General features: G+C 64.1%; 14 protein-coding genes. 5 read left to right on the forward strand and 9 right to left on the reverse strand.

Translation table 11 applies throughout. From position 1 onward, the window contains the following. Positions 1-66: 66 nt before the first annotated feature. The 3 genes from AC5RWA_RS02650 (at position 67) to AC5RWA_RS02660 (ending at position 3740) form a co-directional block, all read left to right on the forward strand. Positions 67-1314: a BTAD domain-containing putative transcriptional regulator gene (locus AC5RWA_RS02650; RefSeq protein WP_494056455.1), complete on the forward strand. Its 1248-nt coding sequence runs from the start codon at positions 67-69 to the stop codon at positions 1312-1314. Positions 1315-2448: 1134 nt separating this feature from the next. Beyond that, positions 2449-3582, forward strand: coding sequence for a glycosyltransferase family 2 protein (locus tag AC5RWA_RS02655; RefSeq protein WP_494056456.1), 1134 nt, complete (start codon positions 2449-2451; stop codon positions 3580-3582). Positions 3583-3593: 11 nt separating this feature from the next. Next, positions 3594-3740 carry a hypothetical protein gene (locus tag AC5RWA_RS02660; RefSeq protein ID WP_494056457.1) on the forward strand — a complete coding sequence of 49 codons (147 nt, stop codon included), beginning with the start codon at positions 3594-3596 and terminating at the stop codon, positions 3738-3740. Positions 3741-3753: 13 nt separating this feature from the next. Here the strand turns inward: AC5RWA_RS02660 and AC5RWA_RS02665 are convergent, their stop codons facing one another. Together AC5RWA_RS02665 and AC5RWA_RS02670 are read right to left on the reverse strand one after the other, a co-directional pair. Next, positions 3754-4914, reverse strand: a complete 1161-nt coding sequence (locus tag AC5RWA_RS02665) for a glycosyl hydrolase (RefSeq protein WP_494056458.1) — start codon at positions 4912-4914, stop codon at positions 3754-3756. Between the two features lie 269 nt (positions 4915-5183). Further along, entirely contained in the window at positions 5184-5351 is a 168-nt protein-coding gene (locus tag AC5RWA_RS02670) for a hypothetical protein (RefSeq protein ID WP_494056459.1), read from the reverse strand. A gap of 179 nt (positions 5352-5530) precedes the next feature. Between AC5RWA_RS02670 and AC5RWA_RS02675 the strand changes: the two genes are divergently transcribed. Next, a complete protein-coding gene (locus AC5RWA_RS02675) occupies positions 5531-7324 on the forward strand; it encodes a glycoside hydrolase family 5 protein (protein WP_494056460.1) in 1794 nt (597 codons plus the stop codon). Between the two features lie 133 nt (positions 7325-7457). Here AC5RWA_RS02675 and AC5RWA_RS02680 read toward each other — a convergent pair whose 3' ends face one another. The 6 genes from AC5RWA_RS02680 to AC5RWA_RS02705 all read right to left on the reverse strand — a co-directional run bounded on the left by AC5RWA_RS02680 (position 7458) and on the right by AC5RWA_RS02705 (position 13717). Continuing rightward, entirely contained in the window at positions 7458-7802 is a 345-nt protein-coding gene (locus AC5RWA_RS02680) for a hypothetical protein (RefSeq protein ID WP_494056461.1), read from the reverse strand. Between the two features lie 123 nt (positions 7803-7925). Further along, positions 7926-9002 carry a LacI family DNA-binding transcriptional regulator gene (locus tag AC5RWA_RS02685; protein WP_494056462.1) on the reverse strand — a complete coding sequence of 359 codons (1077 nt, stop codon included), beginning with the start codon at positions 9000-9002 and terminating at the stop codon, positions 7926-7928. Positions 9003-9040: 38 nt separating this feature from the next. Continuing rightward, positions 9041-9946 (reverse strand): carbohydrate ABC transporter permease, encoded by a 906-nt coding sequence (locus tag AC5RWA_RS02690; RefSeq protein WP_494056463.1) that lies wholly within the window; start codon positions 9944-9946, stop codon positions 9041-9043. Then, positions 9946-10824, reverse strand: coding sequence for a carbohydrate ABC transporter permease (locus AC5RWA_RS02695; RefSeq protein ID WP_494056694.1), 879 nt, complete (start codon positions 10822-10824; stop codon positions 9946-9948). Before AC5RWA_RS02695 ends, AC5RWA_RS02690 begins: the two co-directional genes overlap by 1 nt. Before the next feature lie 81 nt (positions 10825-10905). Beyond that, positions 10906-12240, reverse strand: coding sequence for an ABC transporter substrate-binding protein (locus tag AC5RWA_RS02700; RefSeq protein ID WP_494056464.1), 1335 nt, complete (start codon positions 12238-12240; stop codon positions 10906-10908). 43 nt (positions 12241-12283) lie between these two features. After that, positions 12284-13717, reverse strand: a complete 1434-nt coding sequence (locus tag AC5RWA_RS02705; RefSeq protein ID WP_494056465.1) for a glycoside hydrolase — start codon at positions 13715-13717, stop codon at positions 12284-12286. 272 nt (positions 13718-13989) lie between these two features. Between AC5RWA_RS02705 and AC5RWA_RS02710 the strand changes: the two genes are divergently transcribed. Then, positions 13990-15549 (forward strand): glycoside hydrolase family 32 protein, encoded by a 1560-nt coding sequence (locus AC5RWA_RS02710; RefSeq protein WP_494056466.1) that lies wholly within the window; start codon positions 13990-13992, stop codon positions 15547-15549. A gap of 76 nt (positions 15550-15625) precedes the next feature. On the opposite strand, the gene AC5RWA_RS02715 is transcribed toward AC5RWA_RS02710, so the two are convergent. Further along, positions 15626-16273 carry a LysE family translocator gene (locus AC5RWA_RS02715; RefSeq protein ID WP_494056467.1) on the reverse strand — a complete coding sequence of 216 codons (648 nt, stop codon included), beginning with the start codon at positions 16271-16273 and terminating at the stop codon, positions 15626-15628. Positions 16274-16333: the final 60 nt, after the last annotated feature.

Below are 16333 nucleotides of genomic sequence, written 5' to 3' on the forward strand. Positions count from 1 at the left end.
ATATTGGAACTGGCGAAGAAGAGCGGCGATCCGGGTCCGACTTCCGCATCACCGCAGGCACCTGTATTGACGATTTCGGTTTTTGGTCCGTTGACCATCCGCCGCGGGAGTATGGAGCTGGGCTCTAATGATCTTGGCGGGCCCAAGCCCCGGCAGGTGCTGGAGATCCTTTTGTTGAACTTCGGCTCGGCGGTGTCCAAGACCCGCATCATGGACCTGCTGTGGGGTGATAATCATCCGTCGGTGGCGTTGCCCACGCTGGAGAGCTATGTCAGTGTCCTGCGGCGGCACCTGCAGCCGGGGTCTGGTCGGGGCGGGCCGCTGCGGACGGTCACCGGCGGCTATGCGATTGACCGGTCGTTGGTGGACCTGGACCTGAACCGGTTCGATACGCTGCTCAAGCAGGCCAGCCAGGCCGCCGCGCCGGCCGCGCTGGCGTTGCTTAGCGAAGCGCTCGAGATCGCTTCGGCCCCGCTGCTGGGGGATGAGCTGCTGCCGGCCTGGGCCGAGGAGGAACGGGCCCTGCACGCGGCCAAGGTCAGCCTGGCCCGGGTCCAGGCGGCCGAGACTGCGCTGGCCGTGGGGGATGTGGGCAAGGCGATTGCCTGGGGCGGTACTGCGGTGAAGGAAGATCCCCTGAATGAACGGGCCTGGACGGCCCTGATTCTGGGGCTGGAGCGCAACGGGGAGAAAACCGAGGCGCTGCGGGCGTATGACCGTTGCCGCAAGGTGTTGGATGAGGAACTGGGCTGCGCGCCCAGCCCGGCGCTGAAGGAGGCACATGCCCGGCTTCTGACCAGCACCGCGGCCGCCCAGGGGCCAGCAGAAGCCCGTCCCTCCATTCATGTGGTGGCCGGCAGCCGCGAGGTTGCACCGCAGCTGACCAAGCAGGAAACCGAACGGCTGCGGATCCTGATCGTTGATGACCACACCACGTTTTCGGACCTGCTGGCCGGGGCGCTGGACCGGGAGCCGGACCTGAAAAGTGTGGGGGCGGCGAACTCCGTGGAGACTGCGGTGACCATGTTCCGGGAGCTGCGTCCCGACGTCGTTATTATGGACCTCTATTTGACGGACGGCTCGGGCCTCAAGGCCGCCGAACACATCCTCTCGGAATCACCGGGAGCCCGGATCGTGATGCTCACCGGCAACCCGTCGCAGGAAGCGCTGCGTGAGGCTGCCCGGATGGGTATCTGCGGGTTCCTTCCCAAAGACGGCGCGCTGGGAGTCATGCTGGACACCCTGCGGCACGCCCACCCCGGCAACATGATCGTCCACCCCTCCCTGGTGGCGAGCTTGGTCGGTGCTGCCTGACCCTGCCGGTTCATCGTTTGAAAATTAATGCCTGCCTGACCTCATTCGCTGCCACTAAGCTCGTGGCGGCCACTTCACCGAAGGCTACGGCTCTTCTAAGAACTGCAGGAGTAAAGATGCCGCCCTTGGTGGCAAGGAGCGTCATCGCGCCAAAGTGACCGGCTGCCAGTTGCAGCGGCACTGATGCTACTGACCGACAAACTGCTACTGACCGATAAACGGACATCCGTCACCGTTCCCGGTAGGGGGGCAGCGCGCACCTCGTGAGGCCGCGTTGAAGACGACCGTCAGCCGCCCGCCCAATGCCTGCGACACGGGCCAGTCACCGGACTCTTGGTCCCATGTGGCAAGGCCGGCGGCACGGTTGCAGTTGCCGGCAGTCAAAGGGACCTCTTCCGGACGGATCAGAGTCACGGCACAATCGAAGGCGTGGCCGGTAGCCCGTAGAAGTGCTGATTCAGCAGTCGGGGCGGGAAACCCTAAGGAGACATGCTCCGCGCCGGCATGCACATCCAGCATGAACGTGGAGGGGCTTTCCCACCATTTATCCCGTGAGAAGGTCCCATTCCGGGGGCCAGCCGAGTGGATGCCGGGGCCGGTGACCGCCCGCGGGACCACGCTGTCCCGCTGTTGCCTCCGTCACCGGCCCCTGCCTAATATCGTGCATGGCGCACGTTGATCTCAGTGTCCATACCCTGCCCCCCCGACAGTAAGAATGCCCTCAGCAATATTTCTGGCGACTGTACCCGGGCGTCGAGGGGGAGCACACGAGTAGTGTGTACTCTATTTTCGCTCCGGGGGAATCCCTGGAAGATCCCCTGCATGCTGGCGGAGCATTTGGGAGGCCGTACCTCCATGTAGCCTAATTCACACCGAAACTCGAAATTTATCCCCTTTAGCCTGAAGTTGTGCGTAGAGCCACAAATGGAATTATTCGGCATTATTGGCGTTTGTTAAGGCCGCTAAAGTCTGAAATTTAAAAGCGGATCGCGAAGCTCAAGAAAATGCGTTGAGGAAGAATTGAGAGTAATTGATTGAACCTTGATGCCGCGCGGGGGTTTAATCTGCGATAGGGGCTATTAGCTGGATTGGAAGGTCCGGCCTGGACTTTTCCACGTCCAGAAGGAGGCCTCCGTGTCCACAGTTCTGCCCTCGGCGGCTAGCGCAAAGGTCCACCCAGGTGCCACTGTCCCCGGGCTGCGGGTGGTAGTGCTGGTTCCTGCGTACAACGAGGCCGGGTCCATCGGGGCGACGCTTGACGGGCTGATGCGCCAGGACCGGCCTGCGGACCTGATCGTGGTGGTTCCCAACGGCTGCACGGATTCAACAGCGAGGGAAGCGCGAAAGTATCCGGTCACCGTGATGGAGCTGCCCCGGCTGGAACACCGCAAGTCCGAGGCATTGAACCGCGCTTGGGCGCAGTATGCCTATGACGCGGACGTGCTGGTTTGCCTGGACGCGGACACCGTGCTGCCACCGAATGCGCTGGCAGCCTGGGAAGCTGAATTCAGTGGTGGGGAAGGCGTCCTCCTGGGAGGATCCTCCTCGAAATTCACCATGCAGGATCCCGGGCTGCTGAGCCGGCTGCAGAAAGCCGAGTTTGCCACGTGGACCGATACGGCGCTGCGGCGGGGACGGACGAGCGTGCTGGCCGGTACCGGCTGTGCGATCAACAACGCGGTCCTGCGGCAGATCGCCGCCCGGGACGACCGGGACGGGCCGTGGGTCTACACCTCCCAGGTTGAAGACTTCGAGCTGACCTACCGGATCCGCGAACTCGGCTACGTATGCCAGGTCTCGCCGGACGTGCGCGCCTACACCGATTCCATGAAGTCAATCAAGGCCCTCTGGGGCCAGCGGATGAAATGGCAGGTGGGCACGGCAGAGGATCTGCTGAACCTGGGGCTCAACCGGCTGACACTCCGGGACTGGGCCCAGCAGGCCATGGGCCTGCTGGGCGTTTTCCTCAAACTCCTGTGGATCACCGTCATCGTGCTGTCGTTGAGCCTTGGCGTGTTCCAGGTGGTCCTGTTCTGGTGGCTGGTGCCCATCCTGTTCGTGGCGCTGGACGTCAAGCGCGCACTGCGGATACCGCACTGGGACTGGAAAGACGTCCTCATCGCGGCCACCTTCTTCCCGCAGGAACTATTCATGTGGCTGCGCTCCGGATGGTTCCTGGCGTCCTGGTCAGCAGTACTCACCACCAAGATCACCCGGCGGCGCATCGACCGCTGGGAAGCACAATACACAGCAGAGGAAATCAACTAACAATGTACGGAATGAACACCTCCATGCCCGCGTCCGGGGCCGCCCTGGCCTACACCGGACTCAACGTTGGAGCAGGCCTCCTGACGGCACTGGGGATCATGCTGATCGGCGTGGCCCTGATCGCCCTGGTCCGCCGCAACCCCGCAGCCCGGCCGTAACCATCAACACGGACTACGACGCCCGGCGCGCCGCCAACACAGAATTGAAGGCGGCCGCCGAGGCGTCGCTGCTGTTAATTCGCCAGTCGGCTTCCTTTTGCATGTGGAACCAGACGAAGCCCACCACATCCGACTGCGCCGCAAGGTAGGACACCAGGTCCGTGTTCCACGCGGCCTTGGACCCGCCCGCCTCACTCGACGCCGTCTCGGCAATCAAGATCGGAACTCCTGGTGCCAGGGACCGCAGTTGGGCGATTCCGGGCGCGAAGAGATCCTGCGGCGAAATCCAGCCGCTCCACGAGGCGGACGTGCCCCAGTTGTACCCGTCCAGCGCGACGATATCCACATAGCCGGCACCCGGATAAAGCCCGGACAAGTCGGTGGAACCCCAGTAGGGAACATTCGGGCTCCATACCCACGAGACATTGGACGCCCCTGTGGCCGCCATGACGTCGTGTACGTGACGCCACGCCTGGACGTAGTCCCCGGCCTCGTTGCCGTTGACCCCCTCAGCCCAGGGGTACCAGTCACCGTTCATCTCGTGGGCGAACCTCAGCTGCACCGGGTAGCCCCAGGCGGCCAGCGCCTGCCCCCACTGGATGATGCGGGCATCAAAGTCTCCTGCCGCAATCCTGTCCAAGGAGTAGGCGGGCTGGTTGAGCCCTCCACCCCAGGCCCACGGTTCCCACGTGACCAAGGGCACCGCACCACGGGCCCGCACGGCGTTCATTTCACTGATCGGCGGCGCCTGGAGGAAGTCCTTGTAGAACAGGATGTTGGACGGGCTTTCCCCGGCCAGCCGTGACACTTCGTCCAGTTCTGCGCTTGCCAGCGGCCCGCCGGTCGTGGCGACTCCAAACCGCAGGGGAGCCGTGCTGACCGGCGGCAGCGCCGGCGCCGGGGCCGCCACAGTGAACACCGAGGACGCCTGGACTGAAGATGTTTTTGCCGAGATGGTCAGCTTTCCGGTTGCGGTTAAAGGAATGGTGATGGCTGTGCTGAATGCACCGGTTGAGGTAGTCCGAAAGCCAAACGTGGTGGAGCCCGCGATGACCGTTCCTGATGTGGAGACCCTGAACCCGGTCCCGTTGACCGTGACTGCGGACCCTGCAGGACCGGTGGTTGGACTAAGCGTTATCTGGGCTGTTGCCGGTGCTGCCTGCACCGGCTGCACGCCCGCAAATGTGAGGCCTAGGCCGATGCCAAGAGTGGCCGTAAGTATCTTCACGAACTTGAACACAGAGATCTGTCCCCGCAATCGTCAAGGCTGCCCCAGCAGCCGCCAGTTCCGTGCCAGCAGGCACTTCCCTGATCCTAAAGGCCGCCAATTGCCCGTGTCTCAAGATCCGCTCAAGTTTCTTGCCGAGTCCTTTACGCGGCGGACCTGGCCTATCGAAGTCAGTTTTTGTCCTGGTCCGGCTGGCATCGGCCGGTCGCGCTGATTCAGCGGGGAATGCGGCGTCCCCTGAAACGGTTCAGCAGCAGAAGGACCAAAGCAACGATCACCAGCACCGGGGCCACACCCAGGAGGAACCCCAGCGTTTTGACGGCCAGCCCCACGATGAAAAGGATCACGGCGACCACCAGAATCGCCACCACCAAAGTTCTCATCTGTCTCCGCCTCATGGTCGCAGTAATCTCCCCAGCGTACGCCGATGCCCCCGTTCCTGATCCCTGGATGCGCGATCAGTCCTTGCGGTTCCGCAGGTGGAACGAGGTCAAAGATTTATCCAAGGTCAGTTGCCTAAACTGGGCGCAACTGCTTTATGGCCAGGCAAGGGGAGCTCATCATGACCGACAGCAGCGCTTCATCACCGGATCGCCCAGCAGGGGCAAAGGCCTGGCGGGTAGCCGGGCGGCGCAAGTGGCCGTGGTGGATTGGAGGCGCGCTGCTGGTGCTGGTCCCGTCGCTGATCCTTGCCGGCATCACGTTCCTGGGCGACAAGGATGACCCACCGGCGGCCGGACCGACGTCATTCACAGGCTTCGTTACTGCCGCCGGCCGAGGCCTGGTCCTCAACGGGGAACCCGCCAGGCTGAAAGCAGTGAACTTTTCCAACCTCTACCACCGGAATCCGAAGGGGACTGAGCTTCTCAATTCCCAACACCATTCCGAGACGGATTTTGAGCGTGCCAAGGAGCTGGGATTCAACAGCATCCGCTTCGCCTTCGACGGGGACTGGTTCGTCGATTCGCCAAAGATTTTCCTGGAGTGGCTGGACCAAAACGTCACCTGGGCGCGGCAGCATGAGATGCGCTTGATCCTTGACCTGCACACACCCATCGGGGGCTTCTGGCTGGACCCCACCAGCGATCAGGTAAGTTTCGACATCTGGTCCAACCCCCGGATCCAGCAGCAGAACGCCGATCTGTGGCGCGTCATCGCCGATAAGTACAAGGATGAACCTGCCATCGCTGCCTACGACCTGCTGAATGAGCCGGTGACCACTGATGCGACCGGGGAGCAGTGGAAAAAGTTCGCGCAGCAGCTGGTGGATTCGGTCCGGTCCGTGGACCAGAACCACCTCCTGGTTATTGGCGGGATTTACGGGGTCAACGGCCGCTACGGGGCCGCCGGAATCGACCAGCACTTTCTGGTCAACGACAACAACGTGGTGTACGACTTCCATTTCTACGAGCCCATCAAATACACGCACCAGTACGCCTCCTGGGTTGAAGGCCCCATTCAGGACGGCGGCCGGTACCCGGACCCGGACGTCATCCTGCCCACAGGAAACAGGACCCTGCTGCCCGGAAGCCGCATCACCACCCCGAGCCTGCCGAACGGCACCTCGGACTGGGCTCCCTATGACAGCGGCATCATCGCCATCAACGACCCAAACGCGGTAGCGGCGGCGCCGCTCATGACAGTGCAGGGCGGCGTGCAGGGAACCGCCGGGTTCGACGCCGTCACCGTGACCGAGTACCGGGCGGATGGGACAGAACTCCGCAAGATCGTTGATGAACAGCTGAACAAGGACTCCGTCCTGGACTGGTACCAGTGGAGCTTCGGCGGAAACACGGCGGCGCCTGCCGCCTTTGCACGGGATACCACCGGGCACCTGGATGACGGCAGCCTCTCCATCAGCAATGCAACAGACCCCGCGGCCATCACAGGGTGGAGCAACGACAGGCATCTGTTCAAGGTGACACCTGGCAACAAGTACCGCATCCAGGGCTTCATGCGGGGACAGGACATAACACCGTCAGCGGGCACGGCGACCCGCATCGGGCTCCAGCTGGACGTCTACGCCAAGACGCCCGGAGCACCCGGAAACGGCTTCCTCCAGCGCGACAAAACCTACCTGGCGCACGAGATGGAAAAGCACCTGAAATTCGGCGCCGACAACAACGTCCCCATGTCCGTCATGGAATTCGGGACCGTGCGGCAGGCCTTTGAAATGGAGGGCAAGGGCGGTCAGCAATGGGTCACTGACATGCTCAGCCTCCTGGAGGAGAACAACCTCAGCTTCGCCTACTGGGAATACCACGGGGCCCAAATGGGCCTCTACCTCAGCGGCCAGGGCCAACCGGGCGAACCCAACGTACCGCTCCAGGACACCCTCCGGCGCGAGCTGCCCTGAGGGCTGCTGAGCCCCCACCTAGGTGACCCATCCAGAAAATGACGCGTACGACGGCGGCCCTCGCCGGCGCCGTACGCGTTGCCTTAGTGCCCCGTGCCCCGCGCATCCCGCTCGTGCCGCCGGAGCGCACGTCTCAGCTGCCGTCGCCGTTGGCGGCGCTGATGAACTGGGCCAGCATTTTTGCCTCGCTTGAGGTCAGGAAGACCTCAATGGGCTTGGCCTGGTTCGCGATTTCGAGGGTGAGCGTGAAGCCCTCGGACCCGGCGCATGGGCGGGCGGACCATGTCTGCAGGATCGGCGCCATGTCCTGTCCCAACAGCACGTAGCGCTCCTCCATGTCCCAGGGCGAACCGGCCTCGATCAACGCCTTGTGCTCAGCGCAAACGAAGGCCTCGTGGTAACCGGCAACGAGGTTCTGGTTCCCCACCAGGAAGGCGGAACCGGGATTGGTGCACCGCAGCACCGAGCAAGTAATCATGCTGCGAGGGTAGGTAATGAACGTTGGGGAACCCTAACGGCGCAGCTAGGGATTTCCTTGTTTCACAAATGTGTCCATCGCCTCACTTCGTCCCGTCTGCGCAGCAGTCGTCGGACGTGTCAATTAGGCGTGGGCCTGCGCCCGGACTGACGTGCGCTCCACTGTGGGGCAGTGGACTTTCGAGATTCCCTCGGTTGCGCCGTCGAGCTCCAGCAGCATGCGGACGCCCGCAGCGCCCAGTTCGTAGTGGGGGAGGGACACCGTGGACAGCGGTGGGCGAAGGTGCGCGGCGATGACTTCCTGGTTGTCGAAGCCCACCACGGCGATGTCGTCCGGGATGGACAGTCCGTGCTCGCGCAGCCCGTCGTAGAGGCCCATCGCCATCCGGTCGTTATAGCAGTACACGGCCGTGGCGCCGCGCTTGAGCAGTTCCCCGGTTGCCCCGTACCCGCCTTCCTGGTCCGGATAGGCTTCCATGACCAGCTCGGGATCGAACGGGATGCCCGCGTCCTCAAGCGCTTCCCTGTACCCCAGGAGCCGTCCGTCCTTGGCCGGGGCGGGGATGGTGGCGTTGATAAAGGCGATGCGGCGGTGGCCGTGCCGCAGCAGGACCTCCGTGGCTGAGCGGCCGCCCTGCACCTCGTCCGGAACCACGGACCGGGTGCCCGGCTCGTTAGAGAAGCAGTTGACCAGGACAAAGTCCGCTTCCCGCAGCGACGCCGGAATCTCGGTCTGCCGGTGGAACCACGTGGAGTAGAGGATGCCGCGCACTTTGTACTCGAGCATCATGGTGATGGCGTCCTGCTCCAGCTCGCCGTTGCCCTCAGTGTTGGCGATGAGGAGGGCGTAGCCGTGCTTCCACGCCTCGTCCTGGGCGCCGTGGATGATCTGCCCGGCGAACGGGGTGGTGGCAACGCCGTCGGCCACCAGCCCGATGAACCGGGACGTGCCGCTGACCAGGGTCTTGGCCATCGCGTTGGGGCGGTAGCCCAGCGACCGGATGGCATCCTTCACGCGCTGCCGCGTTTCCTCCGCGATCCGGGCGTCCTTTTTCTTGTTGACCACCAGCGAGACCGTGGCGGTGGAAACCCCGGCCGCTTCCGCGACGTCGCGGAGGGTGACGGGGTGGGCGCGCTCGGGAATCCGCCGGGCACGGGGCGCCCGGGCCGGTTCTCCCGGGCCTTTCTCCATTGAAATCATCTGTCCTCCTTCAGGAGTATATCCATCCGCTCCGGACGTCATCCCTTGGTCGCCCCGCTCTCAAGGCCCTGGATCAGGGCCTTGTTGAGCACCAGGAAGACCAGCAGCAGCGGGGTGATGGTGACGCACACGGCGGCGAAGGTTGCCGTCCAGTCCACCTTGCCCATGGCGCCGATGTAGTTCTGCAGGCCCAGCGGAATGGTCTTCAGGTCCTCGGACAGGACGAAGGTGTTCGCGAAGATGAAGTCGTTCCAGATGAAGATGCTGTTGACCAGCACCACGGTGACTACGGTGTTGAGGGACAGCGGCAGGGTGATTAGCCCGAAGATCCGGTAGGGCCCTGCGCCGTCCAATGATGCGGCCTCGTACGTTTCCCGCGGGATGTATTCGAAGAACGACGAGAACAGGTAGACGGACATGGGCAGGGAGAACCCGGCCAGCGGGATGATCATCGACTGGTAGGTGTCCAGCAGGTTCACCGCCGAGTAGTCGATGAACAGCGGGACAAGGGCGATCTGGACCGGCACGATGATGCCGATCAGGAACAGCCCGCGGACCAGCTTGCTGAGGCGGAACCCGAGCACCTGGATGGCGTAGGCGGCCATCATGCCGAACAGGACAATGAGGATGTTGGCGCCCATGGTCACGACGAAGCTGTTCAGGATGTTCCGGCCCAGGTCGCCGGTTTCAAACGCCCGGGCATAGTTTTCCCACGTCAGGGAACTGGGCAGGGCAAAGGGGTCCCCGGTGGCGAAGTCCTGTTCGGTGCGCAGGCTGGTGAGGAACAGCCAGGCCAGCGGATACACCTGCACGATCACGATGAGCATGATCAGGACCCGCGACAGCGTCCGGAACAGGTTGGGCTTACGGCGGCGGCGCGTGGCCTTGTGCGGAGCGGGCGGGACGGTGGTGGGCGGCGTAGCTGGGGCTGCCTGGGCGATCATTAGTCTGCCTTCCGCTTGAGCAGGAACAGTATGAGGCCGACGGCGACGAGGCACTCAATGACGATGAACACGGAGATGGTGCTGGCGTAGCCGAAGTCCGTGCTGGTGAACGCGGTCTTGTACATGTAGGTGGTCAGCAGTTCGGAGGACTGTCCGGGGCCGCCGTTGGTCATCAGGTACGGGATGTCGAAGCCACGCAGCCCGTAGGTGGTGGCCATGATGGTGGTGGTAATCCACACAGGCCGGATGTACGGAAACCGGATCTTGGTGAACAGGGTCCAACGGGACGCGCCGTCCAGGACCGCGGCTTCTTCCAGTTCCTTGGGCACGGCGATCAGGGCTGCGTAGATGATGAGCATGTAGAGCCCGGTGAAGCGCCAGCCTTCGGGTGCGGACACTGCCGCCAGGACGGTGTTGACGTCCGAGAGCCAGGGCCGCTCCAGGGCGCCCAACCCGATCCAGTGCAGCAACTGATTGAGCAGGCCCGCGGGGTCGATGGAGTAGATGCGTACGAACAGGAAGGCGATGGCGACGGTGGAGATGACTGCGGGCAGCAGATAGAGGGTCTTGATGAGCTCCCGCCCGCGGCGGAGGGACGTGAGCAGGCTGGCCACAACCAGGGCGCCGCCGAGCTGCAGGACCAGGCAGATGGCCAGGTAGATCAGGGCGTTGAAAAACGCGCGCCAGAAGATGTCGTCGGCAACGAACATCCGGACGTAGTTGTCCAGCCCGACGAACTCCATGTCGCTGATGCCGTTCCAGGAGAAGAAGCTTAGGAACAGGGACTGGAGGATGGGGAAGAGGACTGCGGCGCAGTAAAGCAGCAAAGGCGGGAGCAGGAAGACCAGGACCGAGGTCCGTGACCTGTTGGGAAGCATCCTGTTGGGTTGCATGGCGGGCCTTTCGGGCGGGGGACCGATGTGGCCCCCCGCCGCAGTGGTTACGTGAAGAAGCAGTGCTTACTTGAAGAACTTGGGAGCGTTCTGGGCGATGGCGTTGTCCATGGTGCTGGTGAACTGCTCGGGCGTGATGTTGCCCTGGACCAGGAGGACCAGCTCCTGCTGCAGCCGGCCGTTGGTGGTGGGGTCGAGCTGCGTGTCCCACGGCATGGCCTGCTTCGACCCGAGGTTGTCCGCCTGGTCGAGGGCCTTCCGGTACAGGGGAGTGGCGTTGGCCGGGATGGCGGTTTCGACGTCGGTGGTGGGGGAGAGCGCGCCGGTGGCGGCGTATTCGGCCGGGTACTTTTCCAGGGCGAACTTCAGGAAGTCGCTCACCAGGGGGTCATAGGTCTTGGCGTTCACTGCCATGCCGATGCCGGAGGGAGAGACGAACTCGTTGGCCGCCGTCACGGACCCTTCAGTAACGGGAAGCGTGAAGAAGTCGATATCGTCCCGGACGTCGGGGTTCAGCTTGTCCGTGGCGAGGCTGGGCAGCTCCCAGGTTCCGATGTTGTACATCGCGGCCTGCCCGGACGTGAACTGGTTTTGCGCATCGGAGTAGCCCTGGGCGGAGAACCCCTCCTGGAAACACTTGGCCTTGCCAAGCTCGGCCAGCCAGGTGACCGTCTTCTGGCCTGCCGGATCGGCGAACTTCGCTTCGCCCTTCTTCAGCTTCTGGACAAACTCCGGCCCTGCTTCCCGGAACGGCTGGTAGGCGGCATAGCGTTCCAGCGGCCACTGGTCCTGGCCGTCGATGGCGATGGGCGTGATGCCGGCGTTCCGCAGGGCGGTGCACATGGCGGGGATGTCATCAAGGGACGTTGGCACCGCAACCCCGGCCTTTTCCAGCAGGGCTTTGTTGTACCAGATGAATTCCAGCTCGAACTGGAACGGAATCATGTAGAGGGACCCGTCGTCGAACCGCTGGTAGTCCAGGGCGCCCGGACGGTAGTCCTGGTAAACGTCCAGGGACTTCAGCAGCTTCTCGGCGTCCACCATCTTGCCCTGCTTGGCCAGCTGCTGCGCGAAGGGCGTGGCGTCGGTGTCGAACAGCTCGGGGAGCTTGTTGGCCGCGGCCAGGGTTTCGAGCTTCTGGATGTAGGAGGGCCGGTCCGGGGTGGTGATCAGGTTCAGTTCGAAGCCCGGGTGGTCCTTGGCATAGTCGTCAGCGATCTTTTTCATGATGTTGATGACGGCGCCGTCTGCCGGGCGGGAGAGCAGCCACGAGATTTCGCGGGGTTTGATCTCCCCGGTGGGGCTGACGTTGGAGGGATCGGTGGAGCTTCCGCCGCCACAGGCCGTCAGGGCCAGGGCGGCAACAGCTGCGGCAGCGGCAGCGCGGAACAGGTTTTTCATTGCGGCAATCTTCCTTGATTGGAACGGAGGGGAACGGGGATATTCAGTTGTCGGTGCGCTTGCGTACTTCAAGGTTTGCGGTGGCGGATCCTTCGCCGGCGAACACTCCAATCCGCCCGGCCGCCAGGTCGTAAATGCGGGCGCTGAGGGCCACCTGCCGGTCCAAGACGGCGACGCACACGTCCCCGTCCACCACGACTTCCAGGGTGTGTTTCCCAGGGCGGAGGTCGCAGGGGCGTTCGAGTTCAATGGCGAACGGGACGTCGCCGGAGACGTGCCATTGGGCGTCGCCGGTGATGGTGCGTGGCCACCGGTCGAACACCAGGCGCCCGCGCTTCGGTTCCAGCCTGAGGACGTAGGAGTGGTCACCGTCGGGGGACGACCGCAGCAGCAGTCCGCATTCGGTGGTGCCCGGTTCGATGTCCAGCACCGCCTTCGCATAGAACTGCGCGGGCAGGTCCTCGTTGGAGACCGCGGCGGCGTAGCCGTCGGGTGCCTCCAGCCGGGCGGGAAGGTCCCGCTTAAAAGTCACCGGGACCTCGTCCCAGAAGCTGTCCACCAGTTCGTCGGCGAAGCCGAACCCGAGGGTTCCGTCGGCGTTCTGCCGCGCCTCCAGGACGGACATGGTGCCCGCCCACTGCCAGGGGCCGCCGTCGTGCTTTCCTTCCTTGGTGGCGATCCACCCGAAGAAGAAGCGTCGCCCGTCCCGCTCTGCGGTCTTCGACGCGTAGAAGGCGCGCCCGTCGATGGAGTCCCGGCCAGGTACTGTCCACGGGCCGTCGGGGCTCTTGGCCATGCGGTACCGGGTGGTGAACGTTTCGGAGAACTCGGAGTACACCATGTACCACCAGTCGCCCCAGGCGAACACGTCCGGGCATTCGTGGGTGATGTACCGGCGTGGGTCCCAGAACGGGTCGGTGTACTGCCAGGTGATGAGGTCCGTGGAGACGCACTGGGCTATGACGCCGCGGCGCCGTTCGGGTCCCTCGGAGTGCCGGGCCGCGATGAGCATCCGCCATTGGCCGGCGGCCTCGTCCCGGAAAACGAAGGGGTCCCGCCAGTCCCCGGGCTCGTAGCCGCCGGGTGCGCCGAAGGTGTGCCCGGGGTGCTTGGCCCAGGTGCGCATTCCGTCTGAGCTGGTGGCGTGCATGACCAGCTGCAGCGGCAGCCCGTCCGGTCCCAGGTTCTTCGGATTCTGCCCCGTGTAGAACAGGTGGTGGTGGCCTGCTTCGTCAACGACGACGCTGCCGGTGTACGCGTTGAAGTCCAGGTCGGTCTCGGTTCCGTGGGGGAGGGCTACCCCGTGGTCCTGGTACTGGGTGAGGTCTTTTGTGGTGACCAGGTTCCATGACGTTCCCGGTTTCGGGGCGGAACGGAGTTCGTGAAGGTAGTAGAGCCAGAACTCCCCGTCCTTCTGGAAGGGGATGAGGTCTCCCACCCATCCATCGGCGGGCTGGAAGAAGACTGGATAGCTCATCGGCGTTGATGTCCATTTCTGCTAAAGCGTTTGATCAATCAAAGGCTAGCGGCGGTCGACCCCTTGATCAAGCGTTTTAGCAGAAAACTTTTCGAGTCACTTTGCTCGCACCCGCTCGGTGGTGTGGGGAGTGATAAAACGCTTGACCGGCCGGCGGAAACCACATTATCTTCTGCCTAAGCGATTTACCACGCCGACGGGGATCGCGACGAACCAAGGACGGTTCTGCAGCAGCAAAGACGCAGCTGCCACCCTGAGAGGATTCCTTTCCCATGACACCTGACATTTCGCGGCGCCATGTCCTGCAAGGCACGGGAGCAGGAGCGCTCACCCTGCTGATGAGCGGCTCGCTGCCTAGCCCGGTCGCCCACGCCCAGCGCTCGCTGCGGGCGGTTTACCACATGACACCGCCGTCCGGCTGGCTGTGCGATCCGCAGCGTCCGGTGCACGTCAACGGCGCGTACCACCTCTATTACCTGCACTCCGGGCAGAACAACGGCCCGGGGGGATGGGACCACGCCACCACTACCGACGGCGTGGCCTTCACCCACCACGGGGCGGCGCTGCCGCTGCAGCCGGACTTCCCCGTGTGGTCGGGATCAGCGGTGGTGGACACCGCCAACACCGGGGGTTTCGGGGCAGGCGCGATCGTGGCGCTCGCCACCCAGCCCACCGGCTTCATCCGCAAGCACCAGGAGCAGTACCTGTACTGGTCCACGGACGGCGGCTACACCTTCACGGCACTGCCGGATCCCGTCATCGTCAACACCGACGGCCGGACCGCCAGCACCCAGGCGGAAATCGAGAACGCGGAGTGGTTCCGCGACCCCAAAATTCACTGGGACGGCACACGCAATGAGTGGGTGTGCGTGATCGGCCGGGCCCGGTACGCCGCCTTCTACACCTCGCCGAATCTGCGGGACTGGCAGCTGAAGCGCAACTTCGACTACCCCAACCGTGCGCTCGGCGGGATCGAATGCCCGGACCTGTTCGAGATGACTGCCAGTGACGGCACCCGGCACTGGGTGCTTGGCGCCAGCATGGACGCCTACAGCATCGGCATGCCCATGACCTACGCCTACTGGACTGGCGTTTGGGACGGTGACCAATTCATCGCCGACAACCTCACGCCGCAGTGGCTCGACTGGGGCTGGGACTGGTACGCCGCCGTGACCTGGCCGGCGGCCGAGGCGCCGGAGGAGCGCCGGTACGCGGTGGCCTGGATGAACAACTGGAAGTACGCCGCCCGTGATGTTCCCACCGATGCCTCCGACGGGTACAACGGGCAGAACTCGATCGTGCGGGAGCTGCGGCTCGAGCGGCAGCCCGGAGGATGGTACAGCCTGCTGAGCAGCCCTGTCGCGCAGCTCGCGAACTACGTCCGTTCCACAACGTTGCTTCCCGACCGCAGCGTGAACGGCAGTGCCGTGCTGCGGTGGAGTGGCCGCGCCTACGAGCTCGAACTCGACATCTCATGGGACGCCGCCGTGAACGTGGGGGTATCCGTGGGCCGCTCAGCCAACGGCACACGCCACACGAACATCGGCAAGTACGGTGCCGAGCTGTACGTCGACCGGGCTCCGTCAGACCAGGCCGGCTTCGCGCTGGCACCCTACACGCGTGCCGCCGCCCCGATCGACGCTGCCGCACGGACAGTGCACCTGCGCATCTTCGTGGACACGCAGAGCGTCGAAGTGTTCGTCAACGCCGGGCACACGGTGCTGTCACAGCAGGTCCACTTCGCGGACGGTGACACCGGGATCTCGCTCTACACCGACGGCGGTCCCGCCACCTTCTCCGGCATCACCATCCGCGAATTTGAAGGAAACTAGGCACCAGCTGCGGTGAGGCGTACGACGGCGGCGCGCGCCGTCGTCGTACGTGTTGCCTGAGGTGCCTCCGCCGGAACTAGTGGGCGGGTTCGAGGGCGAGCTTGAGGCCGAAGCCCACCAGGACTGTTCCGGTGATGGCGTCGATGATGCGGATGCTGCGGGCTCCCTTGAGCCAGCGGGAGGCGTACCCGGTGCCGAAAATCAGCAGGGTGAACCAGGCCATGGCCAGCAGGCAGTGGACGCCCGCCAGCAGGATGCCCACAAGCAGGGGCGACACCCCTGCGGGAATGAACTGCGGGATGGTGGCGATGTAGAACACCCCGACTTTAGGGTTGAGCAGGTTGGTTCCGGTCCCGGTCAGCCAGCCCCGGACAAGGTTGTCCCGGCCTTCCACCGGGGCCATTGTCCCGCCCGCGGCGGGTAGTCCTTTTTGCCGCAGGCTTTTCCAGAGCAGGGACAGTCCCAGCCACACCATGTAGGCCGCGCCGGCGATGGTCAGTATGCGGTAGGCGAACTCCGACGCTGCCAGCAGCGTCGATACACCCACCGCCGCCGCGACGCCCCAGATCATCGCTCCCGTGCTGATGCCCGCCGCGGTGGCGAAGGCATAGCGGCGTGACTTGGAGATGGACGAGCGCAGGACAAGCGCGGTGTCCAGGCCGGGAACCAGCGTGAGGAGTCCGGCAACCAGGGCAAAGGAAAGAAGGGCCTGAAGAAGGGTCACCAGTCAAGAATAGGGTGCGGGCGATGCCGTCTTCTGATGTACTCCCAGCCGGTAGACCGC

The sequence above is a fragment of the Arthrobacter sp. 210 2 genome (assembly GCF_059093025.1).

Bases quoted from the DNA above. Each gene is read 5' to 3' on its own strand.
- AC5RWA_RS02705 (WP_494056465.1), bottom strand. From the start codon at position 13,717: ATGAGCTATCCAGTCTTCTTCCAGCCCGCCGATGGATGGGTGGGAGAC.
- AC5RWA_RS02710 (WP_494056466.1), top strand. From the start codon at position 13,990: ATGACACCTGACATTTCGCGGCGCCATGTCCTGCAAGGCACGGGAGCA.
- AC5RWA_RS02700 (WP_494056464.1), bottom strand. From the start codon at position 12,240: ATGAAAAACCTGTTCCGCGCTGCCGCTGCCGCAGCTGTTGCCGCCCTG.
- AC5RWA_RS02685 (WP_494056462.1), bottom strand. From the start codon at position 9,002: ATGATTTCAATGGAGAAAGGCCCGGGAGAACCGGCCCGGGCGCCCCGT.
- AC5RWA_RS02695 (WP_494056694.1), bottom strand. From the start codon at position 10,824: ATGCTTCCCAACAGGTCACGGACCTCGGTCCTGGTCTTCCTGCTCCCG.
- AC5RWA_RS02690 (WP_494056463.1), bottom strand. From the start codon at position 9,946: ATGATCGCCCAGGCAGCCCCAGCTACGCCGCCCACCACCGTCCCGCCC.
- AC5RWA_RS02675 (WP_494056460.1), top strand. From the start codon at position 5,531: ATGACCGACAGCAGCGCTTCATCACCGGATCGCCCAGCAGGGGCAAAG.
- AC5RWA_RS02680 (WP_494056461.1), bottom strand. From the start codon at position 7,802: ATGATTACTTGCTCGGTGCTGCGGTGCACCAATCCCGGTTCCGCCTTC.
- AC5RWA_RS02660 (WP_494056457.1), top strand. From the start codon at position 3,594: ATGAACACCTCCATGCCCGCGTCCGGGGCCGCCCTGGCCTACACCGGA.
- AC5RWA_RS02670 (WP_494056459.1), bottom strand. From the start codon at position 5,351: ATGAGAACTTTGGTGGTGGCGATTCTGGTGGTCGCCGTGATCCTTTTC.